Here is an 18,565-nt window from a genome sequence, read left to right on the forward strand (position 1 = left end):
GATGGACGACTCGCCGACGGTCCGACGGAGCGAAATCGACGCGCGACTCGAAGCGGTTCTGAGCGCCGCCGACGAGCAGGGGTTACCGGCCGTCCGGGAGACGATGGAGGGACCGACCGACAGGTGGTACGGGCGACTCGTCGCGTGGTCGTACGACTCGCTGGTCGGCGACCCCGACCCCGAGACGGCGTACCCCGCGGCGGCGGCGACCGAACTCCTCTACGGATACTGTCGCCTCCGGAGCGAACTGTTGGTCCAACTCACCGACGCGAAGGCGCACTCTCTCACCCGGGACGAGACGGCGACCCTGCTGGCCGGAGACTACCTCCGGACCTCGGCGCACTCGCTTCTCCGTTCGGTCGCTCACCCCGACATCGCCGACTGCGCCGACGCGTTCGCGGACGTCCTCGATTCGGTCACCGACGCGTTCGTCGCCGCCTACGGCCGACCGGCCCCGTCGGATCCCGACCTCCCCCCGTTCTTCGAGAAGACGGTCGGGAGCGTCGGCGCGGGGGCCGCCGCCGTCGGAGCGACGCTGGCCGGCGCGGACGACGCTCGCCGCGACGCCTTCGCGCGGGTCGGACGCGGGTTCAGCACCGCGCGGCGCATCGAGAGGGTGCTCGATTCGGACCCCGGCACGTTCGAGGTCGTACCGCCCGCCGTGGACGAGGCGGAACTCCGGGAGTACGCGAATCGACGGCGGAACGAGGCGCGAGAGGCGCTGGAGGAACTCTCCGCTCCCGCCGACGTGAGGGCTCCTCGGACGCTCGCCGGAGGCGACCGGCGGACGCCCGACGGGTAGACGCCGATTACCGCGCGGACAACTTCTCTCCGACCCACAGGAGCAACAGAACGGGCAGGAGCGGAAGCATGACGACTACCGTTATCCCGAAGATGAGGTATCCGAACGTGCTCATCTCGACGTTCGTGAAGTCGGTTCGGGGGCGACGTACTGCTCTCGTCATGTTCGGTCGTACGTGCTCGTCCGACAAAAACTAACTGACTAGTAAGTAACTGGGGTAGCGTCCGGCCGATAAACGCGAATCTAACCCGGTAGGGGGCAGTAGGGCGCTGACGGAAAAGTCAGACGAGAGGTTCGGGAGACGGCGACGGCGTCCGGCGACGAGGCGCGTCAACTCGAACGACTCGGGTACCGCTATGACGGTACGCTCGGGGAGGACGCTCGGCGACGCTCAACCCATCAGTTAATACCTCTCGGCGTCCGAGGAGTGTTCTATGAAGATGCAGGGGGAGCGATTCAACGGCGATGCGCGAGTGCTCCACCGCCGGGCGGTCAGGACACCCCTCCCCGACGAGGACGCAGAACGACTGTTCCACGAGAACATGATGCGGGTCGCTGACGCCCAAGAGCGGAAGGCGGAGATGCTCGCGGACCCCGACATTCCGCTGTTGACCGCCTACGAGGAGGAACTCGACCGACTGGCCGAGAGTTTCAGACACCGCCTCCGACGGACCGCGGGCGACGACTACAGGGAGGTTGCGATGGCGTACAACCGGGGCGAACGCGACGACCGGGTCGGCGCGGTGGCGTCGTACTACTTCGAAGCCCTCTGGCGGATGCAACAGCGAACGACCGTCACGGACGCGCTGTTCTTCCCGATTATCCTGCGGTATCCGGACAGTTTCACGATAAACATCCGGTTCGCCAGCGGATACACGACGACGGAGTCGGTCCACTACGAGTCGCCGGAACACCTCTCGGAACGACTCGAAGACGAGTACGCCGAGACGTACCACGAGGAGAGCAACTTCACCCAACGGCAGGCGGCCGAGTACCTCCGCGAGATATCGCGGATAACTCGCGAGGAGTTCCCCCACCCCGACGAATCGTCGTTCGAGGAGCGGAAGTACGGCGGCATCGTCTCCGCCGGGGGGCGGAAGGGAACGGTGTTCACGTCGATGCTGAAGCGCGTCGAACCCGACCCGGACCGGTTCTCGGAACCGGTCGAGATGCCGACCCTCGTCGAAGAGGGCGCGGAGGCGAGACGGACGGAACGGGAACTACTCCGCGACGGGGAAGTGCTCCTCTGAGGCGAGGCCGGGGTGAGAGGTGGCAATCCGTCACCCACCAATAAGGGGACGGCGACGGTACGACGACGCGATGCTCGTTCTCGGTGACGCCCACGCCGACGACCCGGAACGGAGGGAGTCGCTCCTCTCTGCCTACCGCGAGACGGACCCCGACGCCGCCCTGCAGGTCGGGGACCTCCTGCACTACGACTTGCCCGCGCCGACGTGGTTCGTCGCGGGGAACAACGAGGACTTCGACGTGGTGGACGCCCTCCGGCGCGGCGATTCGACCCTGACGGACGCGGAGCGACCGACCCTCCTCGCCAGTACCGCCGCCGACGTGGCCGGACTCCGAGTGGCGGGCCTCTCGGGTAACTACGCGCCGACGAGGTACGACGCCTCGCGCGAGGAACTGACCGGCGGGCGGCGGCGGCACTTCGTCCGATCGGAGGTCGAACGCGCGAAGTCGCTGTCGGACGTGGACGTGTTCCTCTCCCACGAGGCGCCGCACGGCGTCCTCCGCGTCGGCGGGGGGCGCGACCCCGGGTGCGCCGCGGTCGACGAGATACTGCGCTCGGTCGAACCGGACCTCTGTCTGGTCGGTCATCACCACCGCCACGCCGAGGCGACAGTCGAAGGAACGCGCGTCGTCAGCCTCGACCCCGTCTGGGAGGCCTACTACACGCTCGACCCCGAGACGCTCGAACTCGAACGCCACCCCCGTCCCGACGGCGCGGGCGACGCCGAGGCGTGAGTCCGACGCCCCGGCGCGGGCCGAACGCGGGCGGCGGTCAGTCGGAGTGCGAGGTGGCGGTCCGGGGCGAGACTATCTTCGAGTCGCTCCGCTCTTCGACCGTCTCCTCGGCCTCGACGGCGACGAACTCGTCGTTCCGCCAGTCGTAGGCGGTGAGTTCGCCGCCGTAGACGCACCCGGTGTCGAGGCCGACGGCGTACTCGCGGACGACCGGTTCCGCGAGCACCGTGTGGCCGAAGAACACCCGGTCGGGACCGGCGTACTCCTCCCACCAGAACGGCCGTTCGTAACTGCCGTCCGACAGCGACCGGTTGTTCTCTAACTCCTCTACGGTGTGGTCCACGAGGTTCGTCCGCGGGTCCACGCCGCCGTGGACGACGAGCGTCCCCTCCCACGAGATGGCCACCGGGAGGTCCCGAATCCACGCCATCTGCTCGTCGCTCAGTTCGGGGAGCTGTTTGTCCCCCCGGATGAGTTTCTCCTCGTTGTTCCCGCGGACCGTCAGCATGTTCTCCGACTCGCGGACGAGGGAGACGACGCCCGCGCTGTCCGGTCCCTTCCGAACTAAGTCGCCGACGAACACCACGAGGTCGTCGGCGGTCACGCCGAGGGTATCGAGGAGGCGTTCGAGTTCCGCCCGGCACCCGTGTACGTCGCCGACGACGTACACCTCGTCCCACCGGTCGATATCGACGCGGCGGTGCGACACGGACTCGTCGAAGGTAGGTTCGGCCATCTGACTCTCTCAGAGCACGTCCGGACGCCTATAAACGGTTGCTAATATGTTGGGGGTGTCGTATATAGACATCAGCGCCGGTCGTGCGCCGGACGGTCGCCTCCGTCCCTCGCTACCACGCCGACCACCGGACGGCGCGGCGTCCGCAACCTCTTTCAGACGGTCACGCGAAGGCGCGGGCATGAGTATCGGACCCCTCGACGACGAGACGGTCGAGAAGTACCGCGAGGCGGGGCGCGTTCTGCGACAGGTGTTAGACGAGGCGGCCGAGAAGGTCGAACCCGGCGTCAAACACCTCGAAGTCGCGGAGTTCGCCGAGAACCGGATCAACGAACTCGCCGACGGATGCGCCTTCCCCGCGAACATCAGCGTCAACGAGGAGGCGTCCCACGCGAGTCCCGCCCGCGACGACGACACCGAGTTCGGCGAGGACATGGTGTGTCTCGACTGCGGCGTCCACGTGGACGGGTACATCGCCGACGCCGCGGTGACGGTGGACCTCTCGGGCAACGACGAACTGGTCGAGGCGGCCGAGGAAGCCCTCGACGCGGCGTTGGACGCCGTCGAACCCGGCGCTGAGACGGGCGAAGTCGGCGCGGAGATAGAGGACGTCATCCGCGGGTACGGGTACACGCCGGTTCTCAACCTCTCGGGACACGGCGTCGCCCAGTGGGACGCCCACACCGGGCCGAACATCCCGAACCGCGGCACCGAACGCGGCGTCGAACTCGAAGTCGGCGACGTGGTGGCCATCGAACCGTTCGCCACCGACGGCCGCGGCAAGGTGGGCGAGGGGTCCAAAGAGGAGATTTACAGCCTCGAACGCGACCGGTCGGTGCGGAACCGTTCGGCCCGGCAGGTCCTCGAAGAGGTGACCGAGGAGTACAAGACGCTCCCCTTCGCCTCGCGGTGGATAGACACCCCGCGCGCGGAGATGGCCATCCGCCGCCTCGAACAACAGGGCATCCTCCACGGCTACCCCGTCCTCAAGGAGGACGACGGAAAACTCGTGAGTCAGGCGGAACACACCGTCGTCGTCACGGAAGACGGCTGCGAGATTCTCACCGAGTAACGCTCTCGGACGCTCTCTCCGTCGGTCACGCGTTGTTCATCCGCGTCACTTCCTCCGCGCCGCACGTCGCGCAGACGGAGATTCGGTACGGTTCGCGGGAGTACACGGCGCGTTCGGAGTCACCGTTCTCCGTGCGCAGTTCCACCCGAACCCGGTGAGGCGTCTCCCGGCCGCAGTGGTCGCACGGTTCGGTTCGTACGGACGGGTCGGGACCGACTGCCATCGCCGACAGTACGTCGGGACGCGGCATGAACCTAGTCACGAGTCAACGAGCGTCACAGTCGCGTTTCCGCCGACACTAAGCGGACGCGTTTCCACGGGTCGTCCATGGAGCAGTTGTTCGCACCGTGGCGCATCGAGTGGGTCGAACGGGACGACGACGAGGACTCGGAGGGGTGTCCGTTCTGCGTCCTCCCCGAACGGGACGACGACAGGGAGAGTCGCGTCGTCGCGCGAAGCGACCACGCGTTCGTCATTCTGAACAACTACCCGTACAACCCCGGCCACGCGATGGTCATCCCCTACCGCCACACCGGCGAGTGGGGCGACCTGACCGACGCGGAACTGCTTGACCACGCGAAACTGAAGGCGGCGACGTTAGAGGCGTTCGACGCCGCGATAGGTCCCGACGCCGCCAACGTCGGCGAGAACCTCGGCGGCGGCGCGTCGGGCGGGTCCATCGACGACCACCTCCACACTCACGTCGTCCCGCGGTGGAACGGCGACACCAACTTCATGCCCGTCGTCGGGGACACGAAGGTGCTGGTAGAAGCCCTCGACGACACGTACGACCGCCTCCACGAGGCGTTCGCCGGCCTCGACGCCGCGGACGGGGGTGACGGTGCGACGGAGGAAGGCGACGCGACGGCGGACGCCGCGCCGGACGCCGCGGTTCGCCTCTCGTTCGAGACGGCGGCGGAGTGACCGGCGAGAATCGGGGGCGGCGGTCCGTCCGAAGCGCCTTTGTCCTCCGGCGAATACTCCCCACCGATGGAGGGGACCCGGAAGGACGTGATTCGGCGGGTCGGACTCGTCGTGTTAGCGGTCAACCTCGCTCTCGTACTCGCGAAGGGGGCCGTCTGGTGGGCGACGGGAAGTCTCGCCGTCGGGTCCGAGGCGGTCAACAGTCTCGCCGACGCCGCCTACAGCGTCATCGTCGTCGCCGGGTTGTACCTCACCACCCAACCGCCCGACTTCGAACACCCGCACGGACACGAGCGAATCGAACCGTTCGTCGCCCTCTTCGTCGCCCTCGGCGTCTTCGCGGCGGGCGCGGGCGTCCTCTGGAACGCCGTCACGACCGTTCTGAACGGTACGTACGGGCGGAGCGCCGGTCTGGCCGGCATCGGCGTTCTCCTCGCCACCGCCGCCGTGAAGTACGGCCTCTACCGCTACTGCCTCTCCGTCGGCGAGGACCGCCGGTCGCCGGCCATCGTCGCCACGGCGAAGGACAACCGAAACGACATCCTCACCGCCGGGGCGGCCCTCGCGGGCGTCGTCGGCGCGAGCGTCGGCCTGCCCGTCCTCGACCCGATCGCCGCCGGCGTCGTCTCTCTGGGCATCCTCTACACCGGGTACGAAATCGTCCGCGACAACCTGAACTACCTCGTCGGCGCGGCGCCGCCGGAGGAGTTGCGCGCGGAGATTCTCGGCCGCGCCCTCGAACACCCCGAAGTCCGCGGCGCCCACGACGTGGTGGCGCACTACGTCGGCCCGGAGATAGACGTGAGCCTCCACATCGAAGTCGAGGGCGACATGACCCTCTTCGAGGCCCACGACATCGAGTCGGAGGTGGTCTCCTCGATTCGGGAGATGCCCGACGTCGACGACGTGTTCGTCCACGTGGACCCCAAGGAACTCGGCGAGTGGAAGGACGACGAGGAGGCCGACAGACTCGCGCGGTTCCGGACGGCGACGGAGGAGGCGCAGACGAACGCCCGTCGGCCGGGGTCCTCGCCGACGGAGAAGTAGCGGGTCGCTTCGCGCGGACGCGAGGATGCACCCCGTGACGGGGCTACACCGTCGACGGAATCTGCTCGACGGCCTCGTTACAGGTCGAACACGTCTCTTTGTCGGTAGCGACGTACACCGACCCGCAGTCCGAACACTGGAACAGCGACGCCCGCGGTCCCTCCGCCGGTGTCGCCTCCGCGTCGTCTCTCGATTCCTCCGCGTCGGTGCCCCGGAACCATCCGCCGACGGAGCGGACGTACTCGGCGACGAAGTTCACGGTCAGTCGTCACCTCCGTCGGCCACTACCGCCTGTAGGTAGGGCCGCACCTCGTCGGTGCGGTCCGCGAGCGTCACCGTCCGGTCGGCGGCGTCGTACCTGACGAACCCCGCGTCTGCCATCTTCGGGAGGTGGTTGTGGACGAGGGAGATTTCGATTCCGTCCCTCTCGTCGCCCGAACGGCCGGAGACGGGCCGGTTCGCCTCCCACTCTACGAGGTCGGTCGTCAGTTCCTTCACCGGTACCGGCAACGCAGCGGTCAGGAGGGTATCCAGAACGAATCGGCGGTGCCGATGGGAGAGAACGTCGAAAAGTTCGTCTAACCGGTCGCCGTCCGCATCGAACTCCGATGGGTCCCTCTCCGAGAGTTCGTGAGTCACGTCTGACCCGAGGGTCTCACCCCGGATAAGCATTATTTTACGCCCGCGTTGAATGTTGTAAATATAGCAGTTCGCGGCGATTCGTTTTGCGTTTTTCACAGCCACTCGTGTGGCAATCACAGAATTCACACCGGAAAGTGCGTTTTCCGAAACCGGAGCGAACGGGCGTGAACGCTCACTTCTCCTCGTCGTTCTGCCCGTTGCTGTAGGGGTCGGTGAAGAAGAAGTGGTTGAACGGTTGCACCCGTCGCTGGCGGAGCAGTTCCGAACTCTCGATGGAGAGTCCCATCTCGTGCATCGCGTCGGTCATGCGGACGGTGTCGGAAGTGTTGACCCCGACGGCTTCGACGAACAGGTTCCGACGACCGGTCAGCGTCTCCCGGACGTCCACGACGCCGCGGACGTTGAGTATCTGTTCGACCAACTCCGAGCGTTCGGTCGGCGGGGCCGAACAGACGAAGAGTATCTGAAGCGGGAGGTTCGCCCTCTCGTAGTCGATTTTCGGGTGGTAGCCTTCGATGATCCCGTCGGATTCGAGTTCCTTGATCCGGTTCCGAACGGTGCTGGCGGAGACGTCCACCTTGTCGGCTATCTCTTGGGCCGTCCTGTTCCGCGCGTCGAGTTGGAGTTCGTGCAGAATCCCTCTGTCCACGTTGTCGAGCTCGACCATACGGAAGTAGTCGGGTGCCACGCTAATAGGGGTTCCCGGCGCGTCGCGGGGGGTGCGAGCGTCAGGCCTTCCCCGAGAGGAGGAGGCGGATGTACCCGAGGTAGGGGACGCGGACCTGCGCCTTGGCGACGACCCACTCCGCGCGGACCGGTCCGGCCTCGTCGGCGATATCGCTCACTTGGTCGTACATCCCGTTGTTGTCGCCCTTCGTGATGTACCCGTCGTGCGGGGCCGGGCAGTTCACCAGTTCTTCGCAGTCGTCGGCACCCGCGGGGATGTAGTCGGGGTTCGCCCTGTCGTACCAGTTTTCGCCGGCCGACACGTGGAAGCGCGCCCGGTGGATTATCGGCGACCCCGGAATCTGCGGCGCGTCGTAGACGACGACGTCACCCGGTTCCGCGAACCGAGCGTACCCTCGCGAGGACTCGAACGTGACGACGCCGTGTTCGTCGGCGGCGGGGGCGGCGAAGCGGTCGGCGTCCGTCACCACGACGAGGTCACCCTTCGTCATGTGCGGTTCCATGCTCGGGCTCTCGACTGCGACCATGGGCGGCCACACGCCGGTCGCTCCGAACAGGAGGAGACCGACGAGAAGCACCGCGGCGACCGTCTGGAGGAAATCGCGGACGTAGACGGGAACGTCCGGACCGGGCGTGTCGTCCATCGAACTGGTGTCTGCGGTCGAACGGAAAAGCGTTGGCGGTTTCGTCGGTCGCCAGAGATGACAATTCACTTCTCGCCTCCGAACGTCCGCGGGAACATGGACGACGCCTACGAACTGGTCCGCGAACTCCCCGACCCCGAGACGTTCTGCGAACTCCGCGAGGCGGCGGGGATGGCCCCCCGGAGCGTCGAGGGCGCGCGGGCGGGCTTGCCGAACACGGTGTTCGGCGTCAGCGTCCGCCGCGACGGCGAGACGGTCGGGATGGCCCGCATCGTCGGCGATGGAGGGACCGTCTACCAAATCGCGGACATGGCGGTCCGACCGGCCCACCAAGGGCGGGGCCTCGGCACGGCGATGATGGACGAACTCGTCGCGTACGTCGACCGCGAAGCGCCGCCGAACGCCTACGTGAACCTCTTCGCCGACGTGGACGGCTTCTACGAGCGGTGGGGCTTCGAACCGACCGCACCCGCCTCCCGCGGGATGTTCCGCCGGACGGAGTGAGCGCGGACGCCACCGACCGACCGCGACGCCGACTCCTCGCCGATTCGACCGGCTACCGTTCGGTAATCCCGTCTTTCGCCGCTTCTCGACCTGTGGCCCCACCGCTTACCCGAGTCCCGACCCTCCTTCCGGGTATGGACGCGATGGTCATCACGGACTTCGGCGGCACCGACGTCTTCGAACGGCGCGACGTGGAGAAACCGTCGCCGGACCCGACGGAGGTTCTCGTCGAGGTGCACGCCTCGTCGGTCAACCCGGTGGACACGAAGATTCGGCAGGCCGGGTCGTGGGCCGGCATCTCGCCGCCGACGGTCATCGGCTACGACGTCTCCGGCGTCGTCGAGGAGGTGGGCGAGTCCGTCACCGACTTCGAACCCGGCGACGAGGTGTTCTACACGCCGGAGATATTCGGGGAACAGGGCAGTTACGCGGAGTACCACACCGCAGACGAGTCCATCGTCGCCCGGAAACCGGAGACCCTCTCGCACACCGAGGCGGCGGCGCTTCCCCTCGCGGGCGGGACGGCGTGGGAGGCGATGGTCACCCGCGGCGACGTGGGCGCGGGCGAGACGGTGCTGATCCACGGCGCGGGCGGCGTCGGGGCGCACGCGGTCCAAATCGCCGACGCCGCGGGTGCACAGGTCGTCGCGACGGCGAGTCCGAAGACGGTCGACCAGACGGAGGAACTCGGCGCGGCCCGGGCCATCGACTACAACGAGGACTTCACCGAGGTGATGGACTCCGAGTTCGACGACCCCGCGGACGTGGTGTTCACCACCGTCGGCGGCGGCACGTTGGCCGAGAGCGCCGGGGTCACGCGTCCGCACGGCCGGATGATAACCATCCTCGAACCGGAGGGCGATTGGGGTGCGGCCTACCAGAAGAACTTCACCGTCCACCTCCTCTTTCTGGAACGCGCCCGCCACTACCTCGACGGCCTGCGCCGCCTCGCCGAACGCGGCCAACTCGAACCGGTCATCGACTCGGTGCTCCCGTTGGAAGACGTGGCCGAGGCCCACGAGATGGTCGAGGAGGGCGGTCTAACCGGGAAGGTGGTCCTCGACGTAGAGGGGTCGTAACGCGTCCCGTCTCTCCGTCGAACTGCGTCCGGTGACGTGGCGGACGACCGAGCGGTCACCTCGGCGGCAAAAACGGATAAAAGTCACTCCAACTACATTTACTCGTGGCAGTACCTCACGTTCTCACCGGGGCAACCGTCGCTCAGGCATCGAACTCGGGGAACCTGCTCGGGGGGTTGCTCTCCAATCCGTGGTTCTACGCCGTCTTTTCGGCCGTCTCGCTCGTCGTCGGGTCGGCCGTCGGCGTCTGGGCAGAGCCGAACGAACGGTGGCAGGCGATACTCCTCGCCGTCGGCGGCGGGTCGCTCGTCGTCTCGTTGGCGTTCGAACTGTACGACCCGGCGGTGGAGAACATCGGTAAGTGGACCGCATCGGGCTTCTTCCTCCTCGGCGTCGGCACGTTCGGCGGACTCGACATCCTCATCGACCGGGTGTCGAACGACGAGTCCGAAGAGCAGGGGTGGGGGCTGTGGGCCAGCGTCACTACCGACGGCGTCCCCGAGAACGCGGCGATGGGGTCGCTCCTCGTCGGCAACGTCTCGGGCGCGATGGCGTTCCTGTTCGCGTTGGTCGTCACCAACGGGTCGCAGTCGATGATGTCGGGTATGAACATGTCCGAGAACCGCGGCGAGGGGAAGACGTTCGCGGCGTGGGCCGTCACGGCACTCGTCGTCGGCGGGTCGGTGCTGCTCGGCTACTGGTTCATCCCGCCCCTGCCGAAGTTCTGGCTCGGGGGCGTCCGAGCGTTCGCCGGCGGCGCGATTCTGGCGTCGCTGGCGGGCGAAATCTACCCCGACGCGTACGAACAGGCGGGGCCGTCCATCACGCTGGCGACGGCCCTCGGCTTCCTCGGGACGTTCCTCCTCTGAACGGGAACCGACCCGCTCAGACGGGGTCGCCGAACGCGTAGACGGTCTGGTGACTCGTCACTTCCACGTCGAGGAAGTCGCCGGGTTCGACGCCGTGGTCGGAGGCGTTCTGGACGATAATCTGGCGGTACGCCTCGTCGCGGCACTTCACGGAGTCGCCGGTGCCCTCCTCGACGGCCATCACGCGGTGCGTCTCGCCGACCATCTCCTCGTACGCCTCCGCGACGACGTCCATCTTCAACTCGGACATCTCCTTCGAGCGCTCCTTCTTCACCGTCCCGCCGAGGCCCTTCATCTCGGCGGCGTCGGTGCCGGGGCGCTTCGAGAAGCGCGTGATGTTCACCTTCTCCGGGCGGACTTCTTTGAACAGGGCCATGCTCTGGGCGTGGTCGGCGTCCGTCTCGGTGGGGAAGCCGACGATGAAGTCCGTCGAGAGCGTCCAGTACTCCAACTCCCGGTCGAACGTCTCGACTATCTCGACGAACTTCTCCACGCGGTGCTGGCGGCGCATGTCCTCTAATACCGTGTCCGAACCGGACTGGACGGGCAGGTGGATGAAGTTGTACAGCTCCTCGTGTTCGGCGAACACCTCGACGAGTTCCTCGTGGATGCCGTGGATGCCGCCGGGGTTCGCCATGCCGAGTCGGACGCGGAAGTCGCCGTCTATCTCCGAGCAGATGCGGTCCAGCAGTTCGGGCAACTTCCGGTCGCCGTCGTCCCAGCCGTAGACGCCCGTATCTTGGCCGGTGATGCGAATCTCCTTCGCGCCGGCGTGGACGAGGGCGCGGGCCTTCTCGACGTTCTCCTCGACGGACGGCGAGTCCACGCGCCCGGTGGCGAACTTCGTGATGCAGTACGAGCAGTTCGACATACAGCCCCGGGCGATGGGGAGGATGCCGACGACGCCGTCTAAGACGGGTTCGACGCCGGGGCCGGGCGTCGGACACTCGCCGTTCGTGACGGCGGTGGGCACGTCGTCCCAGTGGAGAATCTGGGCGTCGACGTCCTCCTCGCGGAACTCCTCGCCCTGCGCGAGCGCCATACAGCCGGTGATGATGAGGTCGGCCGTCTCCTCCTCCAGTTCTTTGGCCCGGCGGAGCATGTTCCGCTCCGTCTTCTCCACGACCGTACAGGTGTTCATGATGGCGACGTCGGCCTCCTCGGGTCCGTCAACGCGGTAGTGGCCCGCGTCGCGGAGCGCGCTCTCGATGGCGCGGCTCTCGCCGCGGTTCGAGGTGCAGCCGTACGTCTCGATGTGATATCGGGCCATTCGGTCGTCGTGAGATATCGGTTCGGCGGCCAAAAGCGCGACGGTACGGCCCGACGGCCGCGAACGGCGAACGTTACAGAAGAGATACACTTCGGCCGTGGTGATACGAGTCAGATGCCCTCCACGGTTTCCAGACGAGACGTACTCCGCGTGTGCGGTGCGCTGTCTCTGTGTGCGGTTTCCGGCTGTCTCTCGAACGGCAGTAACGAAGCGGCGGTGGAGGCCGGCGACGACCCCTCGTGGCGGTCGTTCGGCCACGACGCCGCGAACACGAACTACGCGCCCGACGGTACTGCACCGACCGGCGGCGTCGCAGAGCGGTGGCGACTCCGGGGCGAACGCCTGTCGGCACAGGCGGCCATCGCCGACGGCGCGGTGTACGCCCCCGTCATGACCACCGTCGTCGCCGTCGACGCCGAATCGGGCGACGTGTTGTGGTCCCCGGACCCGGACGAGGACGCCGGCCGAGGAACGGTGGCACTCGACGCCGCGGGCGGGCAACGACGGTGGACCCTCGAAACCGGGACCGGCGACACGAACCCCGTCGTCGTCGGCGAGACGGTTTACACCGGCGGGGAGAGACTCACCGCGACGCGGCTGCGCGGCCGGGTGTCGGTCGGTCCCTTCCGAGTCGGCGCGCGTCGGTTCGCTTACCGAGGTAGCGACGGTGTGCTGCACGTCTCCGGCGGGGAGGGGTTGCTCGTCGCCTCCGTCTCCGCGGACGACGGCGGCAGCGCACTCGTCGCCTTCGAATCTGCGTGACTGACTGTCTCCGTTGAGAAAGTATATGTCTGCTCGCTCACGTTCTCGGCTGATGCCCTCCAACACGTCCAGACGGCGCTTCCTCGCGGCCGTCGGCGCGGCGACCACCGCCTCCCTCGCCGGGTGCTTCGACAGCGTCGAAGAACTCGACGGCGACCTAGGAGACGGCGGACAGGTGCCCGACGACGCGACGACCGATTGGCCCCTCCCGCACTTCGACGCGCAGGCGACGAGTTACAACCCCAATCCCGTCGGTCCGCGGGAGAAACCGTCCGTCCGATGGGACGTCGAGGGCGGGTGGCCCACCGGCCGCATCGCCGTCGTCGGCGACACGGCGTACGTCCCCCTCGCCGACAGCCTCCGTGCCCTCGACACCGCCTCGGGCGAAGAGAAGTGGCGCGTCGGCACGCGAGAGGACACGGACGCCAACTACGGGTCCCCGCAGTTCACCTCGCCCGCCGTCGTGGACGGTACGGTGTACGTCGGAACGACGGACCGGCGCGGACTCCTCGCCCTCGACGCCGCCTCCGGCGAGGAACGCTGGCGGTGGAACCCCGGTGAGGCGGACGTCCACGCGCCCGCGGTCCCCGTCGACGACGGCATCGCCGCCGGCACGCAGGGGGGACTGGTCGCCGCTCTCGCCCCCGAGACGGGCGAGGAACGGTGGACCGTCGAGGTGTTCGGCGAGGTGTCGAGACTCGCATACTCGCCGTCTACGCTCTACGCGGGAACGACCGGCGGCGAGGTGTACAGTTTCTCCGACTACGACGGGAACGGCCTCTGGCGGCGGAAACTCGGCGGGGCGATAGAGGCCCTCGCCGTCGAGGGGTCGAGTAGCGTCTACGCCGGGACGTTCGGCGGCGGCGTCTATCACCTCTCGGGCAGTCTCCACGCCGGTCGGACGAGATGGCACGCCGCGGACGGCCCGACGGCGCACGGCGCACTCGCACTCGCGGACGGCATCGTCGTCGGGACGGACCTCTCGCGGGCGAGGGGTCTGCACTACCGGACGGGCGAGGTGCGCTGGGAGATAGAGGGCGACTTCGGCGCGCCGCCCGCCGCGTCCGGGTCGGTGGGGTACCTCGCGGGCGACGACGTGGTCGCCGTGAACCTCGACGGCGGATACGGCCTCGGGGACGTCCGATTCGGCGCGAAACGGTGGACGTTCCCGGTGGAGGGGTACGTCGAACACGGCGTCACCGTCGCCGACGGCGCGTTATTTTTCGCGGCGAAGGGCGGAAAGAGCGAGCGAACCGAGGGCGCGGAGCCGCGCATCTACGCGCTGGAGTGAGTTCTCGAACGGTGCGTCAGGCGTCGGGGTGCCCGGAGACGAGTTCGACGCCCGAGGACGCGCCGATTCGCTCCGCGCCGGCGTCGAACATCGCCGTCGCCTCCTCGTAGGACCCGACGCCGCCGCTGGCTTTCACGGGGAGGTACTCGGCCATCAGTTCCACGTCTTCGACCGTCGCGCCGCCGTCCGCGAACCCCGTGGACGTCTTCACGAAGTCGGCGTCCGCCTCGACGGCCGCCTCGCAGGCGCGGTGTTTCTCCTCGTCGGTCAGGAGGGCCGTCTCGATGATGACCTTCACGGGGATGGGGACGGCGGCGACGACTTCCGCGATGTCCTCCCTCACGGCGTCGTCCTCGCCGGCTTTGAGTCGCCCGACGTTGACGACCACGTCGAGTTCGTCCGCGCCCGCCCGCCACGCGTCGACCGCTTCCTCGTGCTTGGCGGCCGTCGAATGCTGGCCGTGCGGGAAGCCGATGACCGTCGCGAGCGTCACGTCCGGCGCGTACTCGTCGGCCTCGGCGACGTAACACGGCGGGATGCAGGCGTTCATCCCGTACTCGTCTGCCTCGTCCAACACTCGTTTCACGTCGTCGAGCGTCGTCTCGGGGCCGAGGACGGTGTGGTCGATGCGGGCGGCGAACTCCGTTCGGTCCATGCGCGAGGCGACGACGCGGCGGGTCAAAAACGCGCCGACTCGCCGGGGCCTCGTTCGATTACCAGTCGTTCGTAGTACGGTTTCTCTATTCAGAACCTAGCCTGAAACAGCCAATACGTACAGAGGAGCCACCTCACGTTCCCCTCCGGGAGGCTTATTGAAATCGGATTAGATGTAAGAGATGGATGCCAGTCCGCCGTTTAGCAGTCATCCTCATCGGGAGCCTCATTTGGGCTGTTATTATCTCCCAGATTCCGAGAACGACGATCGGCGGCCTGAACCTCCAGACCAGTTTCCTACTCGGCATACTCGCCGGCATTTTCTCCCTTTGGACGAGCCAATCCGCGTATCGTAATGGGAAGAAGCGAACGGCGATTCAGTTTGGTCTCCTCGGTATCGGAGTTCCACTCGCACTGAGCGGACACGCTCCGCTCGCAACGTTCGGGGCAGCTATGACCGTACTGAGTGCAGGAGTAGCCTGGAGAATCGACCGTCGCGTTCGTGAACGGGTCGCCGGATAGTAGACCCGAGCATCGATAAATACGTACTCCTACTTAGCGAATTAGCAGTCTCCGTTTCAGGGCGAGAACCGAATAAAAGAACTGTACAACCAACTACCGATACGCTCGCTACCGATTTTGATAGGTTTCCAGCACCCACCAGACGACCGAGACGCCGACGGCGAACGCGCCCAACGGAACCACCGCCGACTGCACGAACTCGGCCGATAGCGCGCCGACGGCGACGAGGGAGATAAGCGTCGCCAGACTCCCGAGGAGCATGAACAGTATCGCCCACCCCGGAGAGAACTCGGGGAGGCCGGATTCGACTTCGGTCGAGGGGCCGTCGCTGTCGGAGACCATACGACACCGTCGACGACCTTCCGTAAGGCTTTCACGCCGCCCCCGCGCCCCTCCCGCCATGGCGATACTTCCGGAAGGGTTCTCGCTCCCGCCGCCGACGTACCTCGCTCTCTTGTTCGTCGCGGCGGCGGAGGTCGGACGCGAGGCGTACCGCCGACGCCCGGCGGTGACGCCCGGCCGCATCCTCGCGTTCGCGCCGTGGATGGTTCTGGGGTCGGCGCTGCACGTCCTCTACGTCCTCGATTCGCTCCCCGGCGTCGTCCGCCCCCTCGCGGGCACGCCCGCCGTCTACGTCACGGTGGCGATCCTCGGCGTGGCGACGTGGGTGGCCACCGACGCGCGCCTCGGCGGCGAGGGCGAGGCGGACGGCACCGACTCCGCGGCCCGCGTCCTCGGCGGCGTCGGCGCGGTTCTCGCCCTCGCGGCGTCCGCGGCGGTCCTCCTCGTCGGCGCGTCGCGCGGGACGCTCTCGCCCGCGGTTCCCGGTATCGGGCTGGTCGCCTCCACCGTCGTCGCCGCCGCCGCGTGGGCGGTTCTCGTCCGCGCGTACCCGCCCGCGGCGGCGACGGGGGCGGTCGGCGGCCTCGCCGTCTTCGGGCACGCCCTCGACGCCGTCTCCACCGCCGTCGGGGTTGACCTGCTGGGCTTCGGCGAGCGAACGCCGCTCTCGCGGTTCATCATCGAGTTCGCCCACGGACTCCCGACGGACCCCTACCTCGGCGGCGGGTGGCTGTTCGTCCTCGTGAAACTCGCCGTCGTCTGCGGCGTCGTCTCCCTGTTCGCCGACTACGTGCGGGAGGACCCGACAGAGGGGTTCCTCCTCCTCGGGTTCGTCGCGGCGGTGGGCCTCGGCCCCGGCGCGCACAACCTGCTTCTCTTCACCGTCGCCTGAGTCCTCGGCGGGCCGACGACTCCCGCCGCGGGCGCGGACGCGCGAGGTGACGGTCGGTCCGCGTCGCTTCCACTGACGCGAGCGTTTTTAGGCGCGGCGGGCGACCCCTCGTCAGATGTCCCGCATCGTCTGCGCCGGTCACGTGAACTGGGACGTGCTGTTTCGCGTCGATACCCTCCCCGAACCCGACGGCGAGGCGTCCGTCGAGTCCCGGGCGGCGTCGGGCGGCGGAAGCGCCTCCAACGTCGCCCGCGGACTCGTCGAACTCGACGAGGAGGCGTCGCTTCTGGGGAGCGTCGGCGACGACGACCACGGCCGGACCGCCCGCGAGGAACTCGCTTCCGCGGGCGTCGACTGCGAGCACGTCGTCACCGTTCCGGACGGCGAGACGGCGACGAAGTACATCGTCGTCGAACCGAGCGGCGAGGTGATGGTTCTCGGCTGTGCCGGCGCGAACGAGGCGTTCGACGCCGACGACCTGCCACCGACGGCGCTGGAACGCGCGGACCACCTCCACCTCACGAGCCAACGACCGGAGACGGCGACCGAACTGGCGAGACGGGCGCAGGACGCCGGACTCACCGTGAGCTTCGACCCCGGACGGCGCATCGGCGAGCGAGCCTACTCGACGGCCATCTCGACCGTCGATTACCTGTTTCTCAACGACCGCGAGGCCGCACTCGCGTTGGACGCCTTCGAGTTGGCCGACCAGACGCTCGTTCTCAAACACGGCCCCGACGGCGCGGAGGTGCGCCACGACGACGACAGAACCGCCCACCCGGGCTACCCCATCGACGCGGTGGACACCACCGGCGCGGGCGACGCCTTCGCCGCGGGGTTCCTCTCGGCGTTGACAGACGGCGCGGACTTCGAACGCGCCCTCGCGGTGGCGAACGCCTGCGGCGCGATACTCTCCTCTTGCCCCGGTTCGCAGGGGAGCCTCTCCCGCGAGAAGGTCCGCTCGTTCCTCGGCGACTGAGGGCGAAAGCGGCCGGAACGGAACCGTGCCCTTATCTGCCGCCGTCGCGTCGTTCTGACGAATGCAGCCCGTCGCCCTCGCCGTCGTCGGCCTGTTCGACCCCGGCGAGGCACCGCTCTTCGTCGCTCTGTGTGCGCTCGCGGGCCTCGTGGCGTCGTTCGCCATGGACGTCGCGATGGTCCAACAGGAGGAGGGGTTCACCCCCGCGTACGTCGCCGCCGCCGTCCTCCTGCGCGTCTCGCCGGAGGACGTGGGATTCCTCGGCGCGAACGTCGTCCACCACGCGGTCGGCGTTCTGGCCGGGGCGCTGTACGCGCTTCTCTATCTGGTGTTGGCGCTCTTGCTCCCCGTGGGACCGGTCGTGGGCCGCGTCGGCGTCGTCCCGCACGTCGTCGCCGCCGTCGTCGTCGTCCTGTTCATCTACTCGTTCTTCGCGCACGTCGTCCTCCCGCGCGCCGGGCGGTCGATATACGAGGAGCGCTCGACGGCCGTCTGCGGCCAGTGGCTCCGGTCGTCGCTCGTCTTCGGCGCGGGGTTCGTCCTCGTCGCGCCGTTTCTGACGGCCGTGGTCTGAACGCTGCGGTCCGAATGTGATGGTCCGAACCGACACGGTCCGAACTCTCGGTTCGAACCGCCGAGCGTCACGAACGAGGGGCCGGAGAAGGGGGGAATTTCGGGGGAGTTGCGGCACGCGACCGAGGCCGCAACACGGAGCGTCCATGTTCGAGAGGGGGACGGGTGTGCCGTCGCGCCCATCCGCGGAACGCGGCCCGGACCACAGAGACGGGAAGGGGACGTGGGGGTGGGGGATGGGTCGGGGGAAGACCCGTTGCCGACCGCAGTCCGAGGCGCACTCGCCGCACC

Annotated in this window: 24 protein-coding genes; 14 read left to right on the plus strand and 10 right to left on the minus strand. The window is 67.8% G+C overall.

The genetic code is table 11. The features are described 5' to 3' along the window. Window position 1 precedes the first annotated feature (1 nt). Window positions 2-802, plus strand: a complete 801-nt coding sequence (locus BLS11_RS03165; RefSeq protein WP_092532800.1) for a hypothetical protein — start codon at window positions 2-4, stop codon at window positions 800-802. 7 nt (window positions 803-809) lie between these two features. Here BLS11_RS03165 and BLS11_RS19255 read toward each other — a convergent pair whose 3' ends face one another. Further along, window positions 810-965: a DUF7535 family protein gene (locus tag BLS11_RS19255; RefSeq protein WP_175454362.1), complete on the minus strand. Its 156-nt coding sequence runs from the start codon at window positions 963-965 to the stop codon at window positions 810-812. Between the two features lie 271 nt (window positions 966-1,236). Here BLS11_RS19255 and BLS11_RS03170 point away from each other — a divergent pair, with 271 nt between their 5' ends. After that, entirely contained in the window at window positions 1,237-2,052 is an 816-nt protein-coding gene (locus tag BLS11_RS03170; protein ID WP_092532803.1) for a hypothetical protein, read from the plus strand. Between the two features lie 70 nt (window positions 2,053-2,122). Continuing rightward, window positions 2,123-2,785 (plus strand): metallophosphoesterase family protein, encoded by a 663-nt coding sequence (locus tag BLS11_RS03175; RefSeq protein WP_092532806.1) that lies wholly within the window; start codon window positions 2,123-2,125, stop codon window positions 2,783-2,785. Window positions 2,786-2,822: 37 nt separating this feature from the next. Here the strand turns inward: BLS11_RS03175 and BLS11_RS03180 are convergent, their stop codons facing one another. After that, entirely contained in the window at window positions 2,823-3,521 is a 699-nt protein-coding gene (locus tag BLS11_RS03180) for a metallophosphoesterase family protein (protein ID WP_092532809.1), read from the minus strand. Between the two features lie 181 nt (window positions 3,522-3,702). Between BLS11_RS03180 and map the strand changes: the two genes are divergently transcribed. Continuing rightward, window positions 3,703-4,593: a type II methionyl aminopeptidase gene (gene map, locus BLS11_RS03185; protein WP_092532812.1), complete on the plus strand. Its 891-nt coding sequence runs from the start codon at window positions 3,703-3,705 to the stop codon at window positions 4,591-4,593. 25 nt (window positions 4,594-4,618) lie between these two features. Here map and BLS11_RS03190 read toward each other — a convergent pair whose 3' ends face one another. Further along, complete coding sequence (locus tag BLS11_RS03190) at window positions 4,619-4,816, minus strand: DUF7835 family putative zinc beta-ribbon protein (protein ID WP_092532815.1); 198 nt, start codon at window positions 4,814-4,816, stop codon at window positions 4,619-4,621. A gap of 104 nt (window positions 4,817-4,920) precedes the next feature. On the opposite strand from BLS11_RS03190, the gene BLS11_RS03195 reads away from it, so the two are divergent. Both BLS11_RS03195 and BLS11_RS03200 read left to right on the plus strand, forming a co-directional pair. Further along, window positions 4,921-5,517, plus strand: coding sequence for an HIT family protein (locus BLS11_RS03195; RefSeq protein WP_092532819.1), 597 nt, complete (start codon window positions 4,921-4,923; stop codon window positions 5,515-5,517). A gap of 66 nt (window positions 5,518-5,583) precedes the next feature. Beyond that, complete coding sequence (locus BLS11_RS03200; protein ID WP_175454363.1) at window positions 5,584-6,564, plus strand: cation diffusion facilitator family transporter; 981 nt, start codon at window positions 5,584-5,586, stop codon at window positions 6,562-6,564. Between the two features lie 43 nt (window positions 6,565-6,607). Here the strand turns inward: BLS11_RS03200 and BLS11_RS03205 are convergent, their stop codons facing one another. From BLS11_RS03205 to BLS11_RS03220, 4 genes are all read right to left on the minus strand, one after another. Continuing rightward, entirely contained in the window at window positions 6,608-6,823 is a 216-nt protein-coding gene (locus BLS11_RS03205) for a hypothetical protein (protein WP_092532822.1), read from the minus strand. 2 nt (window positions 6,824-6,825) lie between these two features. Then, window positions 6,826-7,203, minus strand: a complete 378-nt coding sequence (locus tag BLS11_RS03210) for a DUF7344 domain-containing protein (RefSeq protein ID WP_139172756.1) — start codon at window positions 7,201-7,203, stop codon at window positions 6,826-6,828. A gap of 175 nt (window positions 7,204-7,378) precedes the next feature. Next, window positions 7,379-7,873 (minus strand): Lrp/AsnC family transcriptional regulator, encoded by a 495-nt coding sequence (locus BLS11_RS03215; protein WP_092532828.1) that lies wholly within the window; start codon window positions 7,871-7,873, stop codon window positions 7,379-7,381. Window positions 7,874-7,934: 61 nt separating this feature from the next. Then, window positions 7,935-8,537 (minus strand): S26 family signal peptidase, encoded by a 603-nt coding sequence (locus tag BLS11_RS03220; RefSeq protein WP_092532831.1) that lies wholly within the window; start codon window positions 8,535-8,537, stop codon window positions 7,935-7,937. Between the two features lie 96 nt (window positions 8,538-8,633). Here BLS11_RS03220 and BLS11_RS03225 point away from each other — a divergent pair, with 96 nt between their 5' ends. The 3 genes from BLS11_RS03225 to BLS11_RS03235 all read left to right on the plus strand — a co-directional run bounded on the left by BLS11_RS03225 (window position 8,634) and on the right by BLS11_RS03235 (window position 10,989). Next, on the plus strand, window positions 8,634-9,041 hold the full coding sequence (locus BLS11_RS03225; protein ID WP_092534458.1) for a GNAT family N-acetyltransferase: 408 nt from the start codon (window positions 8,634-8,636) through the stop codon (window positions 9,039-9,041). A gap of 134 nt (window positions 9,042-9,175) precedes the next feature. Beyond that, a complete protein-coding gene (locus BLS11_RS03230; RefSeq protein ID WP_092532834.1) occupies window positions 9,176-10,120 on the plus strand; it encodes a zinc-binding dehydrogenase in 945 nt (314 codons plus the stop codon). 104 nt (window positions 10,121-10,224) lie between these two features. Next, window positions 10,225-10,989: a ZIP family metal transporter gene (locus BLS11_RS03235; RefSeq protein WP_092532837.1), complete on the plus strand. Its 765-nt coding sequence runs from the start codon at window positions 10,225-10,227 to the stop codon at window positions 10,987-10,989. Between the two features lie 16 nt (window positions 10,990-11,005). Here the strand turns inward: BLS11_RS03235 and BLS11_RS03240 are convergent, their stop codons facing one another. After that, window positions 11,006-12,259 carry a tRNA (N(6)-L-threonylcarbamoyladenosine(37)-C(2))-methylthiotransferase gene (locus BLS11_RS03240; RefSeq protein ID WP_092534460.1) on the minus strand — a complete coding sequence of 418 codons (1,254 nt, stop codon included), beginning with the start codon at window positions 12,257-12,259 and terminating at the stop codon, window positions 11,006-11,008. Between the two features lie 114 nt (window positions 12,260-12,373). Here BLS11_RS03240 and BLS11_RS03245 point away from each other — a divergent pair, with 114 nt between their 5' ends. Together BLS11_RS03245 and BLS11_RS03250 are read left to right on the plus strand one after the other, a co-directional pair. After that, a complete protein-coding gene (locus BLS11_RS03245) occupies window positions 12,374-13,021 on the plus strand; it encodes a PQQ-binding-like beta-propeller repeat protein (RefSeq protein ID WP_139172757.1) in 648 nt (215 codons plus the stop codon). Between the two features lie 52 nt (window positions 13,022-13,073). Next, window positions 13,074-14,312 (plus strand): PQQ-binding-like beta-propeller repeat protein, encoded by a 1,239-nt coding sequence (locus BLS11_RS03250; RefSeq protein WP_175454364.1) that lies wholly within the window; start codon window positions 13,074-13,076, stop codon window positions 14,310-14,312. A 16-nt stretch (window positions 14,313-14,328) separates the two neighbouring features. Here the strand turns inward: BLS11_RS03250 and deoC are convergent, their stop codons facing one another. Both deoC and BLS11_RS03260 read right to left on the minus strand, forming a co-directional pair. Then, a complete protein-coding gene (deoC, locus tag BLS11_RS03255) occupies window positions 14,329-14,967 on the minus strand; it encodes a deoxyribose-phosphate aldolase (protein WP_092532846.1) in 639 nt (212 codons plus the stop codon). Between the two features lie 629 nt (window positions 14,968-15,596). Further along, window positions 15,597-15,830 carry a hypothetical protein gene (locus BLS11_RS03260; protein ID WP_092532849.1) on the minus strand — a complete coding sequence of 78 codons (234 nt, stop codon included), beginning with the start codon at window positions 15,828-15,830 and terminating at the stop codon, window positions 15,597-15,599. 58 nt (window positions 15,831-15,888) lie between these two features. Here BLS11_RS03260 and BLS11_RS03265 point away from each other — a divergent pair, with 58 nt between their 5' ends. The 3 genes from BLS11_RS03265 to BLS11_RS03275 all read left to right on the plus strand — a co-directional run bounded on the left by BLS11_RS03265 (window position 15,889) and on the right by BLS11_RS03275 (window position 18,275). After that, window positions 15,889-16,722: a DUF63 family protein gene (locus BLS11_RS03265; protein ID WP_092532852.1), complete on the plus strand. Its 834-nt coding sequence runs from the start codon at window positions 15,889-15,891 to the stop codon at window positions 16,720-16,722. A gap of 115 nt (window positions 16,723-16,837) precedes the next feature. Further along, the gene (locus BLS11_RS03270) at window positions 16,838-17,701 is read left to right on the plus strand and encodes an ATP-dependent ribose-1-phosphate kinase (protein ID WP_092532855.1); all 864 of its coding nucleotides are present in this window, start codon (window positions 16,838-16,840) and stop codon (window positions 17,699-17,701) included. Between the two features lie 61 nt (window positions 17,702-17,762). Then, a complete protein-coding gene (locus tag BLS11_RS03275) occupies window positions 17,763-18,275 on the plus strand; it encodes a hypothetical protein (protein WP_092532857.1) in 513 nt (170 codons plus the stop codon). Window positions 18,276-18,565: the final 290 nt, after the last annotated feature.

This window comes from Halopelagius longus, from assembly GCF_900100875.1.
In the GTDB taxonomy this organism is placed as follows: Archaea; Halobacteriota; Halobacteria; order Halobacteriales; family Haloferacaceae; genus Halopelagius; species Halopelagius longus.